Origin of the sequence: Acinetobacter sp. GFQ9D191M (assembly GCF_011174875.1) — a bacterium.
GTDB lineage: Bacteria > Pseudomonadota > Gammaproteobacteria > Pseudomonadales > Moraxellaceae > Acinetobacter.
The window spans coordinates 21,624-36,565 of sequence record NZ_JAALGV010000028.1; the positions used below are offsets into that span (position 1 = coordinate 21,624).

Below are 14,942 nucleotides of genomic sequence, written 5' to 3' on the forward strand. Positions count from 1 at the left end.
ATGGCTAAAGTTGAACAAAACGAAGGTCTTGTTGAAAAGCTGGTTGCCGTTGATCGTGTAGCCAAAGTTGTTAAGGGTGGTCGTATCTTCTCTTTCACAGCATTAACTGTTGTGGGTGATGGTAATGGTCGCGTAGGTTTTGGTCGTGGTAAAGCGCGTGAAGTTCCAGCTGCTATTTCTAAAGCACTTGAAGCTGCTCGTCGTAACATGATTACTGTTGACCTTGTTGATGGTACTGTTCAGCACCCTATCAATGCTCGTCACGGTGCAAGCCGCGTTTACATGCAACCTGCTTCTGAAGGTACTGGTGTAATTGCTGGTGGTGCGATGCGTGCAGTTTTAGAAGCTGTTGGCGTACGTAATGTATTAACTAAATGTTATGGCTCTACAAACGCTGCTAACGTAGTAAACGCAACTTTTAACGGTTTGCGTGATATGACTTCTCCTGAGAAAGTTGCTGCGAAACGTGGTTTAACAGTAGAACAAATTCAAGGGTAATCAATCATGAAAACGATTAAAGTTACCCAGACTAAATCTGCATCGCACCGCTTGAAAAATCACAAGCTGAGCCTGAAAGGTTTAGGTCTGCGTCGTATTGGTCATACTGTAGAAGTGCAAGATACGCCTTCTAACCGTGGTATGATCAACCAAGTCTACTATATGGTTAGTGTAGAGGAATAAGCCATGACTCTGCGTTTAAATACAATTGCACCTGCAGAAGGTGCTAAGCGTGACAACCTTCGTCTAGGTCGTGGTATCGGTTCTGGCGTTGGTAAGACTGGTGGTCGTGGTATCAAAGGTCAAAACTCACGTAAGAGCGGTGGTACTCGTCCAGGTTTCGAAGGTGGTCAAACTGCACTTTATCGTCGTTTGCCTAAATTCGGTTTCACTAGCCAATTGGCTTTGAAAACTGCTGAAGTACGTTTATCTGAGCTTACTAAAGTTGAAGGCGACATCGTGTCTCTTGAAACTTTAAAAGCTGCGAACGTTGTACGTAAAGACATGACTCGTGCTCGTATCGTACTTTCTGGTGAAATTACTCGTGCATTCACTGTACAAGGTGTTGCATTGACTAAAGGCGCTAAAGCTGCTGTTGAAGCTGCTGGCGGTAAAGTCGAGGAGTAATCCCCAGTGTCTATGACTCCTAGTTCTTCAGGTCATGTCAACATGATGAAAGGCCAACCATTTCATGTGAAATACCGTGAAATTATTCGTCGAATGATGTTTCTCATTGGTGCGTTGTTGGTGTTTCGACTAGGAGCGCATATTCCAGTACCAGGGATTAATAATGCCGCGCTAGAAAATCTGTTTAATGCAAACCAAGGTACCATCCTTGGTTTGTTTAACATGTTTTCGGGTGGTGCATTAGAGCGAATGTCGATTCTTGCTTTAGGGATCATGCCATACATCTCTGCATCGATTATTGTGCAGTTAATGTCTACAGTGGTTCCATCGCTCGAAGCTTTGAAAAAAGAAGGCGAGCAGGGCAAACGTAAGATTAACCAATACACACGACAAGGCACGCTGTTCCTTGCACTTGTGCAAGCAATTGGTATGTGTGCTGGCCTGATCAGCCAGGGAATTACCCTGACCTCTGGTCTGGCTTTTTATGTTCCTGCGGTAACCTCTTTGGTTGCGGGGACCATGTTCTTGATGTGGCTGGGTGAACAGATTACCGAGCGTGGGGTGGGCAATGGTATTTCCATGATCATCTTCGCAGGTATCGTTGCAGGATTGCCGACTTTAGTTATGCAGTCTCTAACTTCAGTTGATAATGGCCAGTCTAGTCTAATTGGATTAGCAATTTTTGGTCTGTTATCGATTGCTGTACTTGCAGCGATTGTGTTTATCGAGAAGGCGCAACGTCGTATTCCGGTGAACTATGCTCAAAAGCAGCAGGGACGTCGTGTATTTACTGCACAGCAAACGCACTTGCCATTAAAAATTAATATGGCGGGTGTAATTCCGGCAATTTTTGCCAGCTCTTTACTTTTGTTCCCAGCGAGCTTAGGTCAGTGGGTTGGTAGTTCGGATCCAAGTGCAGGAATTATCAAGCGTAGTCTACAAGACTTGGCATTGGTGTTATCGCCTGGTCAGCCGTTGTATTTGGTGCTCTTTGGTGCGTTAATTATCTTTTTCTGTTACTTCTATACAGCACTGGTATTTAGTCCTAAAGAAGTGTCAGAGAACTTGAAACGCAGCGGAGCTTACGTGCCTGGTATTCGTCCAGGTGAGCAAACTGCTCGTTACTTAGATCATATTCTCAATCGTTTGACCTTTATTGGCGCGATATACATCACTGTCATCTGTTTAATGCCGATGATTCTGCAAAGCTCTTTTGGTATTCCATTTAGCTTGGGCGGAACATCGTTGCTGATCGTGGTAGTGGTGGTGATGGACTTTATGGCTCAGCTTCAAGCACATCTCACCTCGCACCAGTATGACAATCAAACGTTAATGAGAAAAACGACTGCTCATCCTAAGGGATAAGCGCACTTAGAGGTTTCATCATGAAAGTACAAGCTTCTGTAAAGAAAATTTGTGGTAGCTGTAAAGTTATCCGTCGTAATGGGGTTATCCGCGTAATTTGTAGCGCAGAACCTCGTCATAAGCAGCGTCAAGGTTAATCTGATCAAGACCTGTTGATTTCAGTAGGCGAATTGGGTTATTATCCGCCCCTCAAGATTTTTGTGGGGCGGTTGATTATCTTAACTGCCTTTTTGGAGAAAATTGAATGGCTCGTATTGCCGGTGTAAACATTCCGGATAACAAGCATGCTGTTATCTCTCTAACGTACATCTTTGGTATTGGTCGCCACACTGCTAAGTCAATCTTAGCTGCTGCGGGTATCCCAACTACTACTAAGATCCGTGAATTAGATGACGCTCAGCTTGATGCGATTCGTGCAGAAATTGCCAAGGTTCCGACCGAAGGTGATTTACGTCGCGAAATTTCCATGAACATTAAACGTTTAATGGATTTAGGCTGCTACCGCGGTCTTCGTCATCGTCGCAGCTTGCCTGTCCGTGGTCAACGCACCAAAACTAACGCACGTACCCGTAAAGGTCCGCGCAAACCAATTAAGAAATAAGATTTCTGGAAGCTAAAAGATGGCTAAAGATACTCGCACACGCAAGAAGGTCACTCGTACCGTCTCTGAAGGTGTTGCACACATTCACGCTTCTTTTAATAACACCATTGTGACCATTACCGATCGTCAAGGTAATGCACTGGCTTGGGCCACTTCAGGTGGACAAGGCTTCCGTGGATCACGTAAATCAACTCCGTTTGCTGCTCAGGTAGCTGCTGAAGTTGCTGGTAAAGCTGCTTTAGATTACGGTTTGAAAAACTTGGACGTCCTTGTGAAAGGTCCTGGTCCAGGTCGTGAGTCTGCGGTTCGTGCATTAGGTGCAGTGGGTTATAAAATTAACAGCATTACCGATGTGACTCCAATCCCTCACAACGGTTGCCGTCCACCTAAAAAACGTCGCGTGTAAGGAGAAACATTCATGGCTCGTTATATTGGTCCAAAATGCAAACTCTCTCGCCGCGAAGGGACAGACCTGCAATTAAAATCTGGCGTTAAACCATTTGACGTCAAAACTAAAAAACACGCTAAAGCTCCTGGTCAACATGGTGGAGCTCGTGGCGGTAAACAATCTGAGTACTCACTACAATTACGTGAAAAACAAAAAGTACGTCGTATGTACGGTGTTTTAGAGCGTCAATTTAGTAACTACTACAAAGAAGCTGCTCGTGTTAAAGGCGCAACAGGTGAAAACCTGTTGAAATTGCTCGAAAGCCGTCTTGATAACGTTGTTTATCGCATGGGTTTTGGTTCTACACGTGCAGAAGCTCGTCAGTTAGTATCTCACCGTTCAATCACTTTAAATGGCCGCCGCGTTAACATCGCGTCTATCCAAGTTAAAGCTGGTGACGTGATTGCAGTTCACGAAGGCGCTAAACAACAATTACGTATCAAAAACGCAATTGAATTAGCTGCTCAACGTGGCATTCCTTCTTGGATGGAAGTAGATCATTCTAAACTAGAAGGTACGTTCAAAGCTGCACCGGATCGTTCTGATTTACCTGCTGAAATCAACGAAAGCTTGATTGTAGAATTGTATTCTAAATAATCCTTGAGGTAGCAATATGACGCGTACTGCAAATGAGTTTCTAACTCCGCAAGCGATCAAGGTCGAAGCGGCAAGCGGGACCTCGGCAAAAGTTATTCTAGAACCCTTAGAGCGTGGCTTTGGTCATACTCTGGGCAATGCTTTACGTCGCATCCTTCTTTCTTCTTTACCTGGCGCTGCTGTGGTAGAAGTTGAGATTGAAGGTGTTGAGCACGAGTACAGTACTTTGGAAGGCTTGCAGCAGGACATCGTCGAGCTCTTGCTGAACCTAAAAGGATTGTCTATTAAGCTGTTCGATCAAAATGAAGCTTATTTAACATTAGAGAAACAAGGTCCAGGCGACGTAACTGCGGCTGACCTTCGTTTACCTCATAATGTTGAAGTGGTTAACCCTGAACACTTGATCGGCACATTAAGTGCATCAGGCAATCTTAAGATGCGCCTGAAAGTGGCTCAAGGCCGTGGCTATGAGACTTCTGACTCACGTTTCCCAGAAGGCGAGACTCGCCCAGTGGGTCGTTTACAGTTAGATGCATCTTACAGCCCGATCAAACGTGTGTCTTACACAGTGGAAAACGCTCGTGTAGAACAACGTACTGACCTTGATAAACTGGTCATTGATCTTGAAACCAACGGTACAGTTGATCCTGAAGAAGCAATCCGCAAAGCGGCAACAATCTTGCAACAACAAATTGCAATCTTTGTTGATCTTCAGAAAGATCAAGCTCCTGTGGCTCAAGAACCTCGTGAAGAAGTTGATCCAATTTTGCTTCGTCCAGTAGATGATCTAGAGCTAACTGTTCGTTCTGCTAACTGTTTGAAAGCAGAAAACATTTACTACATTGGTGATCTTGTACAGCGTACTGAGGTTGAGTTACTTAAAACTCCTAACCTTGGTAAAAAATCGCTTACTGAGATCAAAGATGTTCTGGCTTCCAAAGGCTTACAACTCGGCATGCGTTTAGAGAACTGGCCACCAGCTAGTCTCCGTATGGACGATCGTTTCGCCTATCGTAGCCGTTAATTAAGTAGGACTATCACCATGCGTCATCGTAATAGTGGTGTGAAATTAGGCCGTACAAGCAGTCATCGTAAAGCGATGTTCCAAAACATGGCTAACTCTTTGTTCGAGCACGAGTTGATCAAAACAACTGTGCCTAAAGCAAAAGAATTACGTCGTGTTGCTGAGCCTTTAATCACTTTAGCTAAAGTCGATACAGTAGCAAACCGTCGTTTGGCGTTTGCTCGTACTCGTTCAGCTGCAACTGTTGGTAAATTATTTACCGTTCTTGGCCCTCGTTACAAAGAGCGTAACGGCGGTTATCTACGTGTTCTTAAAGCGGGCTTCCGTGCAGGTGATGCTGCACCGATGGCTTACGTTGAGCTAGTAGATCGCGAAGTTAACTAATTTCGTGTAGAGCAGCAAACGTTGTTCGAAAAGGTCGGTTGAATAAACCGGCCTTTTTTATTGTCTTGCATTTACCCATTATCAGGCAGTTTAGAAATTTGTCCTGAAAAGATAAGAAAATAATCACTTTTATTCAAACTTGACATTGTGTATTGTCAATTTTGTGATTTAATAAAATATATGACAATGCTCAGGTAAAAGAAGAATATGGAAAAGCAAGTTGATATTTTAATTGTAGGCGCGGGGATCTCTGGAATTGGTCTGGCGGCGCATCTTTCTAAACATAGTCCTCAACGCTCATTCGAAATTATTGAACGTCGCGAAAGCTTTGGCGGTACGTGGGACCTGTTTAAATATCCTGGTATCCGTTCAGATTCGGACATGTCGACTTTTGGCTTCAACTTTAAGCCTTGGAAAAAAGAAAGTGTATTGGCTTCTGGCTCGGCAATTAAAAATTATCTTGCAGAAGTGGTTCAGGAATTTAACTTGAGCTCAAAAATTCATTTTCAACATCGCGTCGTTAGTGCCAATTATGATTCAGCGACACGTAAATGGTCAGTCGTAGCTGAAAACGCTCAGGGCAAAAAGCAGACCTGGATCGCTAACTTTGTTCTTGGCTGTACGGGTTACTACAATTATGATCAAGGCTTCCAGCCAGAATTCCCGCATCAGGAAGCATTCAAAGGTACATTTATTCACCCGCAGCATTGGCCTGAAAATCTGGACTATAGCGGAAAAAAAGTAGTGATTATTGGCAGTGGTGCGACAGCAATAACATTAGTTCCAGCCATGGTGAAAGGCGGTGCAGGGCATGTGACCATGTTACAACGCTCTCCCACCTATATCGCCTCAGTTCCTTCGATCGACATGATTTACTCAAAAATGCGTAAATTATTGCCAGAAGATGTGGCTTATAAGCTGACCCGTGCGCGTAATATTGGCATGCAGCGTGGTATCTATGCACTCGCACAAAAACAGCCAAAACTACTGAAAACGTTATTATTGAAATCTGTACAGTTTCAGTTGAAAGGGAAAGTGGATATGAAACACTTTACCCCGAATTATGAACCTTGGGATCAGCGCCTATGTGTAGTGCCAGATGGGGATTTATTCAAAATCCTGCGTGAAGGTCATGCATCTGTAGAAACAGATCATATCGAGAAATTTACTGAAACTGGGATTCAGCTGAAATCAGGTAAATATCTGGATGCGGATATTATTGTGTCTGCTACTGGTTTAAATATTCAGATTCTGGGTGGTATTCAGGCCACGATGGATGGCAAGCCTTTGGATACGTCGAAGCATATGCTGTATCAAGGGGTCATGCTCAGTGATGTGCCAAATATGGCGCTGATTATTGGTTATATCAATGCTTCCTGGACCTTGAAAGTGGATATTGCCGCAGAATATATCTGCCGTCTGCTCAATTATATGGATCAGCATGGTTATGATGAAGTGATTCCAGAAGGGGATGCTACGGAATTACTTGAAGATACGGTGATGGGTAGTTTAACTTCAGGCTATATTGCCCGTGCCGCAGATGTGATGCCGAAACAGGGTAAGCATGCACCTTGGAAAGTATCCAATAATTATCTGGCAGACCGTAAAGAGCTTAAAACGGCATCTTTTGAAGATGGAGTATTGAAATTCAAATCGAAATCCAGTGCTGTGCCAGCCAAGCCAAGATTGGTGTCTTAAGTATAGACATAGATAAAAGGAGTACCTGATGTACTCCTTTTTCATATTTCAAATTAGAGTGATCTGGAAATCAGTTCCTTCATGATTTCATTGGTTCCTGCATAAATGCGGTTCGCGCGATTATCCAGGTACGCTCGTGCAATCGGATATTCCAGCATATAGCCATAACCGCCATGCAGTTGTAGGCATTCATCCACCACTTTGCTATACAGTTCAGAAATTTTGTATTTAGCAGCTGCGGCGGCATCAACTCCCAATTTTTGAATAAGCTGTAGTTGCATACAACGGTCCAGATAAGCTCGGCAGATTTCAATTTCGGTACGCAGTTCTGCCAGTTTAAAACGGGTATTTTGAAAAGCGCTGATCGGTTTGCCAAAGGCTTGACGTTCTTTGGTGTATTTTACCGTATGTGCGAATGCCGCTTCTGCCCCTGCCTGACATATGATGGCCACAATTAACCGCTCCCAAGCCAGTTCTTTCATCAGCATCATAAAACCCATGCCTTCCTGACCTAGCAGGTTTTCTTTAGGCACACGGACATTGTCAAAGAACAGTTCACAGGTATCCTGACCTTTCATGCCGATTTTATTTAAGGGTTTACCTTTACTAAATCCTGCACGATCTGCTTCGACCATAATCAAAGAAAGATTGGCAGAGCCTTTCTCACTATGACCCGTCTTACATACCGCAATTGCCGTATCACAAAGATAGCCATTGGTAATGAATATCTTGGAACCATTAATCACATACTCATCACCCTCTAATACAGCACTAGTGCGTACTGCCTGCAGGTCGGAGCCAGTTCCAGGTTCGGTCATCGCAATTGCCGTGACCACTTCACCTGTAGCCATTTTCGGGAGCCATTGCTGCTTTTGTGTTTCATTGCCAAAGTTCAGAATATAATTGGCCACGATATCGGAGTGCAGTGAAAATCCTGTCGCAGAGTCGCCTGCATAGGCCTGTTCCTCGATCAGGATCATACTGTATAAACGATCCACCCCTGAACCGCCATAAGCTTCAGGCATCGTGGCACAGAGAAGGCCAAGTTCACCGGCTTTATTCCAGAGCTCACGATCGATATGCTGTTGCTGTTCATATTTTTCTGTATGAGGAATCACTTCCTTTTCATAGAATTTACGGACCATCTCCCGAAAGGCTTCATGTTCATCATTGAAAAGCTGACGTGGCAGCATGCTGGCCAATGGACGGATCGCGCTCGAATGCATCTTATAATTTCCTTATTGTGATGTTTTATTTAACTTAAGATAGAGCAGACGAGGAAACAATGAGCTGAATGTTCAAATCTGGAGAATCTGCTGATGCTTTTGGTCATTTGTATGAAATACCTCGAAATTCAGCAATGGCTTAAGGTAAACTACTCAGGTTTGTAACGAGTTGGGAAAATTCGATGACTGATGACATCACCTTAGAAGAGCGCAAAGTGATTTATCGCGCGCGTCGTGGCTTGAAAGAGATCGATGTATATTTTGATCCCTACGTGAAAAACTATTATCTCAATGCTGATCCCTTCGAAAAACAGATGTTTGCTGAGCTGGTTGCACAGGAAGATCCGGACCTGTTGGACTGGTTTATGGAAGTGTCAGAACCCCCACGCCCTGAATTAAAAGATTTTATCAAGAAGCTTAAATTTTACGTTCATGGATAATCGTTGTTTCAAGCTGAAACGCAGCAAGTGTGCGCTGGTGTTTCAGCTTTTTATTTTTGCTGTATTGATGTTCCTGCTGTATCAGTTATTGCCTATGGCGATTTGGCTGGTTTGTGGTGTCATCGGATTGGTCATCTACCAGTTGTTTTATCGTAAGACACCGCACATTGAGCAGTTTGAATATCTGGATGGACGTGAATGGTCGCTGACAGCAGCTGCGCAAGGCACACGGCGAGTGTTGATCAGTCACGTGATTGATCACCAAGCTTATATCGTGGTGTATTTCCAGCATGCAAAAGCACGTCCGTTGCTCATCTGGTGTGACCAGTTGCCTTTTAAACAATGGAAGTCTTTGAAAGTTTTGACAAAAATACTTTAATTGTCCGACAAATGATATTCCGAAATTTTAAATAAATTGATTAAAAATAAAGATTTATCCGCTAACCCTGCTTGAATTGTCAGACAAAAAATCACATTTCTCTGTAAAAACAATGAATTGTCTGACAATTTTTCAGCTGCTTTTTTTATAAGCAGGTACATTTAAGTCACCAACAGCGAACACAGGAGATCATGATGGAATTTCCAATGTGGATGTTTTTGATCGTTGCGATTGTGATGGCCCTAGTCATAGGACGGCTGGGAACGGTGCTGAAGGACAGATTTTCACCTAAATAACAGAATTAAGCTCGAGAACCTATTTTCTTCTCAGCTTGCCAAGTTGATAAGTAGCATGTGCTGAACCGTCGCAATGCTACTTTTTTTTGCCCAAAATTTGGGATTTTATCTACTGCAGTCAATTGCAGCTGGGCAATTTAATGGCAAAGTGTCTGGTCTAAATTAGAGTAAATACTCTTTTATTCGTTATATGCTTCTGATATGTTTAGCAGAATAATGGACATAATCACAATTATAGAGGACAGGAAAATGTCGAGCGTCCGAAAAATATGCCAAGGTATGGCGACCATTGCAATAACAACAACAGTTCTAACAGGATGTTCTCAGGTCATTAAAACCGGTGCCAATGTGGCGCTGGGCTTCACTGAAAAGCATATTGTTCCACCAATCCTGGCGATGGATGATGCCGAGATGGTGTGTAATTCCGGGAATTCTTTAACACCAGCCATCATGTCGACCAAGGAAATGGGGGCTGATCCGACTCGTGTTGCGGTACTGATGTACTCCGCAGCGGGGATTTGTGCCGAGCAGAAAGCGCTGGATGCAGAGCTACGGTATCTGCGTGCTTCTAAAGTCAATCAGGTGACTGAAGCTCAGGATGCGCGGATTGAGCAGAAACGCTGGGCTGCACTGGCTGCACAACGTCAGTACACGGGTTATCAGTTATTCCAGACCCGTTATGAGAAAAAATATAAAAAAGCGCTGGGTGAAGGCTGTCCACGCATGAACAGTGATATTGAACAGACAGTTTATCTGCTGGGCATGCTGAGTGGCTTGCAAGCCATGACCAATGACATTAACTCGGGTGGGGCTGTACAAGTACCTAAAGATATTGCGGCTGTGGTTGAGCGTGGCATGACCTGTCTGGATAATACCAAATTCTGGGGCGCGCCAAATGCAACCCGTGCTGTGATCTGGACTTTATTGCCAGGGGCAGGTGATGGAAAACCTGATCCTTACCAAACTCTGAAACAGTCAGTACAAATCGGTGAGCAAAAAGGTGTACGTTTATCACATGCCTTATATGCTGTAGCGGCACAGGCCAGTGGGGATGATGCCAAAATTCGTGATGCGTTAAGAACCTTTGATCAGGCACGTAGTGATGAAAAGCCAGTCAATCCTCAGTTCAAGCTGATCGACAGTATGGCTGCCATTATGGTGAATGGTATTTCTGACCGTTACTGGACTGAAAATACCGGTATTCGTAGTGCAGATGATGGCATGCAGACCTTCTGGGATGAAACAGATAATTCTTCAGAACTGGATGATCTGTTTAGCGCTGACCTATAATTTAATGAAAAATTAAGTGAATGATGCTCATAGAGGTCATTTTCAATATGCTGAAAGGAGTTCAAGGAGCCGATGCAAGATCAACATCTTCGACGAAAAATTATTTTTCTGGCGGCTTTTGTCTCTCTTTCAGCGAGTTTGCAAATCTTTAACGATGCTTTCATCTACTGGCAGGAAAGCCTGCTCGGAGAATTCTGGCGGCTCTGGACTGCGCACTGGGTGCATGTCGGCTGGGCCCATTATTTTCTGAATATCCTTGCCTTTATCTGTTTACCTTTCATTTTTCCCCGTGCATCTGTGTGGCATTTCGTCTCAATTCTTTTGATTCTGCCACCGTTAATCAGCCTGAGTTTTTATTTTTTTCTGCCAAATATTGAAGCATATGCAGGACTATCCGGGGTATTACATGGGGCCTATGTCGCAGTCGCCTGTGTGCATCTGCTTTATCAACGTGAACGTGGATTTGCCGTACTGGTGTTATTTTTAATCTTTGCCAAACTGATTTGGGAAAATACCATTGGAAATCAGGAAACTGCACAACTTATTGGCAGTCCGGTACTGGTCGAAGCGCATTTGTTAGGGGTGATCTGGGGAGTGGTAGTCGCATTGCTCTATATCTTGGGTAATTATGTTCGAGATAGCTGAAACTGTTGGCAGAAAAGACAAAAAGAAAAGATAAATTGTCATTTTTATTCTGCTGATTTTCATGCAGAGTCAAAATAGAAAATAATGATAATGGCCCTTGTAAAGGAATTTTCGGGGCAGACAGGAAGACCAGCGCTTAAAAGAATGTAAGGCGCAAAACAAGAATAGGAAAATACATGCATAACGATAATCAAAACAGATCAGGATTAGGTCTGTTACGTTATATCTGGACAGAGTGGATCTCGACCTTTGTCGTGCTCATCTTGCTCTTACTGACCTTGGTGATTGGAACCGGGGAAATGATTCATGGTCAGTTGCTGCGTATGGGCGAGCGTCTATATGGTGATCCGGCGACAGGCATGCAGTATTCGTTTTTGCGTGCTGAACCGAAAGCGCCTCAATGTGATCGTAATATTAATGTCGATCAAAAAGTTCAGGAGCAGATGAAAGCGGATGCTGCCGATGAATATGCCGATTTCTTCGGTGTACGTTCTGAAGCGGATGTACGTGCTGCAGTGATGCAGGCACAACAGGTCTGTGAAGAGTCTTATCAGTTCTATGACAATGCGATAACGCATATTGAAGCGCATCCAAGTATTCGTGCCTATCGCAGTTTTGAAACTTCATTCTTTGGCATTTTCAAGTTCGGGACTGAAAACCGTGCCTTACTGTTGATTATCATGGTGGTATTTGCTGCAATCAGTGCAACATTGAAAACCCATCATATCGGTCTACGTAGCCCAGCCACCCGTATCGATTTCAAAGTCTATTCTGTGGCGATGCTGATCGCGAACAGTTTCCTGGTCTATTCTTCCTACAGCCAATATATGTCGGTGCTGAATTCCGGGGTGCCGATGGGAGACATGAAGTATGTCTACTGGCTATGGATGATTCTCTTTGGGACATTGACCCTGATCAGTCTGTACCAAGTCATTAAGCCACCTCAGGCGACCCGAGAGGGAGGCAGTTTTGGACTGGCTTTCTTAAGCGTGCCACTGTATGCCTATATGGCCATCAGTACTGGGTTTAACTTTGTCTTCTTGATGGATTACCCGATGGGTCAGGGTATCTATCTGGGGCAACTGGTTGAATTCTCGAGCATCTTCCTGAATCTGGCCTTATTTATCTGGGCCGGTATGTTGCTGAAACAAACCCGTGTCGTAGACATGTTCCTGAATATCCTGCGTCCATGGAATCTGGCACCAGAAACCTTGACCTGGTTAATCCTGCTGGCAGCTGCACTACCAACCGCTTATACCGGTGCATCCGGGATTTTCGTGATTGCTGCAGGTGCGATCATTTATAAGGAAGTCTGGAATGCCGGTGGTCGCCGTCAGTTTGCCTTGGCAGCAACAGCGATGTCCGGTTCACTCGGTGTGGTGCTTCGTCCATGTCTACTGATTGTTGTGGTTGCTTCACTGAACAAGGAAGTGACGACAGATATGCTGTATCACTACGGTGTCTATGTCTTCCTGCTCAGTTCAACATTGTTCCTGATCATTTCGCTATTCTTTGCTGAAAGCAAGTTCCGTATTGCTGCACCTGGTCTGGCTGCACCACAGTCTGCACGTGCCTTTGTAAATGTGATTCCTTATATTGTGATTTTTATCCTGATCTGGCTGTTCTACAAATATGCTTTATCTACAGATCTGAATGAATTTACTGCACCTGTCATGATGCCAGTCATTCTGTTGATGATCGTGCTATTTGATAAGTTACGTCATGAGCCTGCACCATTACCACCAGTAGGGCATTGGGATGAAACCTTAACCACAACCTTAGGTTCAGGAAATACGCCTGCAATGGCGACTGCGGGTACAGCCATTAATGCTGAATATCGTGAAGCAGACCATGTTGAGCAGCAGGGCGGTGAGCTGGCTGTAGATCATGGTGTAAAACGTTCGACTGCGGTTGAAAGTTTACGTCATGTCGGCTTCTGGAAATCATTACACATTTCGACCAGTGAAACGGTTGGACACATTGGTGCGCTGGTGATTCTGATGGCACTATCTGTCAGTGTGGGCGGCCTGCTGGAACGTATGGAAATTATGGAAGCGTTCCCGACAGACATTAGCAGTACCATTCTTGTGATTTCCATGATTATTGGCCTGATGGTGTTCGTTGGCATGATCATGGACCCATTCGGTGCGGTGATCCTGATTTCAGCAACCGTTGCACCAGTCGCCTATCAGTATGGAATTCATCCGGTGCATTTCTGGATGATTACCTTGATTGGTTTTGAGCTGGGTTATGTGACACCGCCAGTTGCCCTGAACCATCTGTTAGCAAGGCAATCCATTGGTGATGCTGAGGTGGCCGAGGCGGATGCAGAAGTTCGACATAAGTCCTTTTATTACCGTTATGAGCGCTGGATTTTACCGATGATCGTGTTACTGCCAGCGATGCTGATCATTGCCTATGTACCTTATGTATTTAAACTCTTCGGCTGGTATCAGTAATTTAAGCAAATAAAAAAAGCACCTTCGGGTGCTTTTTTTATTGTGGCCTTAACGCAGCCTAAGCTTATTTTGTAAAACAGGACTGCAAAGTAAAATCCCACAAAAAATCAGCCCTAATCCGAGCAGGCTATAGAGATCCGGAACTTCCTGCCAGAATAAATAGCCCCATAAGCCAGCGAAGAAAATCGCAATATAGTTCACTGGTCCAATCTGACCAGCAGGTGCCAGTTTATAAGCATTGGATAGAAATAACTGGCTGGTATTTGCCAATAAACCGGCTGCAATTAAATAACCGAGTTCAGTCAGGGTATAAGGACGCCAATGCCAGAACATTGGAATCATGGAAATCAGGGTGCCGATCAAACAGAAATAAAACACAATCCGTTCTGGTGGTTCGGTCTGAGTCAGTGCACGAACCGTGACAAAAGCCATAGCAGCCAAGAAGCTGGCACTCAAGCCAATCACAGACATTAGGTTAAATAAACCGGAATCAGGCTTAGCTACGCACAACACGCCAATAAAACCGATCGCAGCAGCCAGTAACATGCTTTGAGTGACTTTTTCTTTTAGAAACAGCCAAGCAATCAATGGAATAAAAATCGGTGAGGAATAGGTAAAGACCATGGCATTGGAGAGCTTTAAATGTGCAATGGCATAGAAAAATCCATACATCGCCGTCAGACCTGCGACAGAACGCCAGGTGTGCATCCAGAGTTTTTCAGTTTTAAAAAAGTTAATGCCTTTATTGAAGATTAAAGGAAGAAAAATAAACAGGCCGACAAAATTCCGGAAAAATACCACAGTGGCATTATCAACGGTGTGTGAGGCGAAGCGGATACAGACGCCCATGACTGAAAACAAAAAAGCGGAACAGGTCAGAAAGACAATTGCCTTAACCAGATGCGAGGGGAAGGCTACACTCATGAGGGAACTTAGCTAGAAAATCTGTGGATATTCTAGCTGAA

General features: G+C 44.2%; 18 protein-coding genes. 16 read left to right on the top strand and 2 right to left on the bottom strand.

The genetic code is table 11. The features are described from left to right. The 11 genes from rpsE (at position 1) to G5T77_RS05645 (ending at position 7,242) form a co-directional block, all read left to right on the top strand. Positions 1 to 498: a 30S ribosomal protein S5 gene (gene rpsE / locus G5T77_RS05595; RefSeq protein ID WP_004786901.1), complete on the top strand. Its 498-nt coding sequence runs from the start codon at positions 1 to 3 to the stop codon at positions 496 to 498. Positions 499 to 504: 6 nt separating this feature from the next. After that, positions 505 to 681, top strand: coding sequence for a 50S ribosomal protein L30 (gene rpmD, locus G5T77_RS05600; RefSeq protein ID WP_004786899.1), 177 nt, complete (start codon positions 505 to 507; stop codon positions 679 to 681). A gap of 3 nt (positions 682 to 684) precedes the next feature. Next, on the top strand, positions 685 to 1,125 hold the full coding sequence (rplO, locus tag G5T77_RS05605) for a 50S ribosomal protein L15 (RefSeq protein WP_166135557.1): 441 nt from the start codon (positions 685 to 687) through the stop codon (positions 1,123 to 1,125). A 45-nt stretch (positions 1,126 to 1,170) separates the two neighbouring features. Continuing rightward, positions 1,171 to 2,490 (top strand): preprotein translocase subunit SecY, encoded by a 1,320-nt coding sequence (secY, locus tag G5T77_RS05610; RefSeq protein WP_171505548.1) that lies wholly within the window; start codon positions 1,171 to 1,173, stop codon positions 2,488 to 2,490. Positions 2,491 to 2,510: 20 nt separating this feature from the next. Next, positions 2,511 to 2,627 (top strand): 50S ribosomal protein L36, encoded by a 117-nt coding sequence (gene rpmJ / locus G5T77_RS05615; RefSeq protein ID WP_000867907.1) that lies wholly within the window; start codon positions 2,511 to 2,513, stop codon positions 2,625 to 2,627. A gap of 107 nt (positions 2,628 to 2,734) precedes the next feature. After that, positions 2,735 to 3,091, top strand: a complete 357-nt coding sequence (gene rpsM, locus G5T77_RS05620) for a 30S ribosomal protein S13 (protein WP_004786893.1) — start codon at positions 2,735 to 2,737, stop codon at positions 3,089 to 3,091. A gap of 19 nt (positions 3,092 to 3,110) precedes the next feature. Beyond that, a complete protein-coding gene (gene rpsK, locus G5T77_RS05625; protein ID WP_001040166.1) occupies positions 3,111 to 3,497 on the top strand; it encodes a 30S ribosomal protein S11 in 387 nt (128 codons plus the stop codon). A 12-nt stretch (positions 3,498 to 3,509) separates the two neighbouring features. Then, positions 3,510 to 4,136 (top strand): 30S ribosomal protein S4, encoded by a 627-nt coding sequence (rpsD, locus tag G5T77_RS05630; protein WP_004786890.1) that lies wholly within the window; start codon positions 3,510 to 3,512, stop codon positions 4,134 to 4,136. Between the two features lie 16 nt (positions 4,137 to 4,152). Beyond that, a complete protein-coding gene (rpoA, locus tag G5T77_RS05635; RefSeq protein WP_004786889.1) occupies positions 4,153 to 5,160 on the top strand; it encodes a DNA-directed RNA polymerase subunit alpha in 1,008 nt (335 codons plus the stop codon). Positions 5,161 to 5,178: 18 nt separating this feature from the next. After that, positions 5,179 to 5,544, top strand: coding sequence for a 50S ribosomal protein L17 (gene rplQ, locus G5T77_RS05640; protein ID WP_004786886.1), 366 nt, complete (start codon positions 5,179 to 5,181; stop codon positions 5,542 to 5,544). Between the two features lie 207 nt (positions 5,545 to 5,751). Next, positions 5,752 to 7,242 (top strand): NAD(P)/FAD-dependent oxidoreductase, encoded by a 1,491-nt coding sequence (locus G5T77_RS05645; RefSeq protein WP_159122625.1) that lies wholly within the window; start codon positions 5,752 to 5,754, stop codon positions 7,240 to 7,242. Between the two features lie 53 nt (positions 7,243 to 7,295). Here the strand turns inward: G5T77_RS05645 and G5T77_RS05650 are convergent, their stop codons facing one another. After that, positions 7,296 to 8,468 carry an acyl-CoA dehydrogenase family protein gene (locus G5T77_RS05650; RefSeq protein ID WP_166135560.1) on the bottom strand — a complete coding sequence of 391 codons (1,173 nt, stop codon included), beginning with the start codon at positions 8,466 to 8,468 and terminating at the stop codon, positions 7,296 to 7,298. 182 nt (positions 8,469 to 8,650) lie between these two features. Here G5T77_RS05650 and G5T77_RS05655 point away from each other — a divergent pair, with 182 nt between their 5' ends. From G5T77_RS05655 to G5T77_RS05675, 5 genes are all read left to right on the top strand, one after another. Further along, entirely contained in the window at positions 8,651 to 8,908 is a 258-nt protein-coding gene (locus tag G5T77_RS05655; protein ID WP_005233752.1) for a succinate dehydrogenase assembly factor 2, read from the top strand. Then, positions 8,901 to 9,287, top strand: a complete 387-nt coding sequence (locus tag G5T77_RS05660; protein WP_104425690.1) for a hypothetical protein — start codon at positions 8,901 to 8,903, stop codon at positions 9,285 to 9,287. The genes G5T77_RS05655 and G5T77_RS05660 overlap by 8 nt, the downstream gene beginning before the upstream one ends. A gap of 545 nt (positions 9,288 to 9,832) precedes the next feature. Next, positions 9,833 to 10,873 carry a hypothetical protein gene (locus G5T77_RS05665; RefSeq protein ID WP_004786877.1) on the top strand — a complete coding sequence of 347 codons (1,041 nt, stop codon included), beginning with the start codon at positions 9,833 to 9,835 and terminating at the stop codon, positions 10,871 to 10,873. 72 nt (positions 10,874 to 10,945) lie between these two features. Further along, on the top strand, positions 10,946 to 11,518 hold the full coding sequence (rrtA, locus tag G5T77_RS05670) for a rhombosortase (protein WP_166135563.1): 573 nt from the start codon (positions 10,946 to 10,948) through the stop codon (positions 11,516 to 11,518). A gap of 176 nt (positions 11,519 to 11,694) precedes the next feature. Next, on the top strand, positions 11,695 to 13,977 hold the full coding sequence (locus G5T77_RS05675; protein WP_166135566.1) for a TRAP transporter large permease subunit: 2,283 nt from the start codon (positions 11,695 to 11,697) through the stop codon (positions 13,975 to 13,977). A 48-nt stretch (positions 13,978 to 14,025) separates the two neighbouring features. Here the strand turns inward: G5T77_RS05675 and G5T77_RS05680 are convergent, their stop codons facing one another. Then, complete coding sequence (locus tag G5T77_RS05680) at positions 14,026 to 14,901, bottom strand: DMT family transporter (protein ID WP_166135569.1); 876 nt, start codon at positions 14,899 to 14,901, stop codon at positions 14,026 to 14,028. Between the last annotated feature and the right edge of the window lie 41 nt (positions 14,902 to 14,942).

Bases quoted from the DNA above. Each gene is read 5' to 3' on its own strand.
- rpsE (WP_004786901.1), top strand. From the start codon at position 1: ATGGCTAAAGTTGAACAAAACGAAGGTCTTGTTGAAAAGCTGGTTGCC.
- rpmD (WP_004786899.1), top strand. From the start codon at position 505: ATGAAAACGATTAAAGTTACCCAGACTAAATCTGCATCGCACCGCTTG.
- rplO (WP_166135557.1), top strand. From the start codon at position 685: ATGACTCTGCGTTTAAATACAATTGCACCTGCAGAAGGTGCTAAGCGT.
- secY (WP_171505548.1), top strand. From the start codon at position 1,171: ATGAAAGGCCAACCATTTCATGTGAAATACCGTGAAATTATTCGTCGA.
- rpmJ (WP_000867907.1), top strand. From the start codon at position 2,511: ATGAAAGTACAAGCTTCTGTAAAGAAAATTTGTGGTAGCTGTAAAGTT.
- rpsM (WP_004786893.1), top strand. From the start codon at position 2,735: ATGGCTCGTATTGCCGGTGTAAACATTCCGGATAACAAGCATGCTGTT.
- rpsK (WP_001040166.1), top strand. From the start codon at position 3,111: ATGGCTAAAGATACTCGCACACGCAAGAAGGTCACTCGTACCGTCTCT.
- rpsD (WP_004786890.1), top strand. From the start codon at position 3,510: ATGGCTCGTTATATTGGTCCAAAATGCAAACTCTCTCGCCGCGAAGGG.
- rpoA (WP_004786889.1), top strand. From the start codon at position 4,153: ATGACGCGTACTGCAAATGAGTTTCTAACTCCGCAAGCGATCAAGGTC.
- rplQ (WP_004786886.1), top strand. From the start codon at position 5,179: ATGCGTCATCGTAATAGTGGTGTGAAATTAGGCCGTACAAGCAGTCAT.
- G5T77_RS05645 (WP_159122625.1), top strand. From the start codon at position 5,752: ATGGAAAAGCAAGTTGATATTTTAATTGTAGGCGCGGGGATCTCTGGA.
- G5T77_RS05650 (WP_166135560.1), bottom strand. From the start codon at position 8,468: ATGCATTCGAGCGCGATCCGTCCATTGGCCAGCATGCTGCCACGTCAG.
- G5T77_RS05655 (WP_005233752.1), top strand. From the start codon at position 8,651: ATGACTGATGACATCACCTTAGAAGAGCGCAAAGTGATTTATCGCGCG.
- G5T77_RS05660 (WP_104425690.1), top strand. From the start codon at position 8,901: ATGGATAATCGTTGTTTCAAGCTGAAACGCAGCAAGTGTGCGCTGGTG.
- G5T77_RS05665 (WP_004786877.1), top strand. From the start codon at position 9,833: ATGTCGAGCGTCCGAAAAATATGCCAAGGTATGGCGACCATTGCAATA.
- rrtA (WP_166135563.1), top strand. From the start codon at position 10,946: ATGCAAGATCAACATCTTCGACGAAAAATTATTTTTCTGGCGGCTTTT.
- G5T77_RS05675 (WP_166135566.1), top strand. From the start codon at position 11,695: ATGCATAACGATAATCAAAACAGATCAGGATTAGGTCTGTTACGTTAT.
- G5T77_RS05680 (WP_166135569.1), bottom strand. From the start codon at position 14,901: ATGAGTGTAGCCTTCCCCTCGCATCTGGTTAAGGCAATTGTCTTTCTG.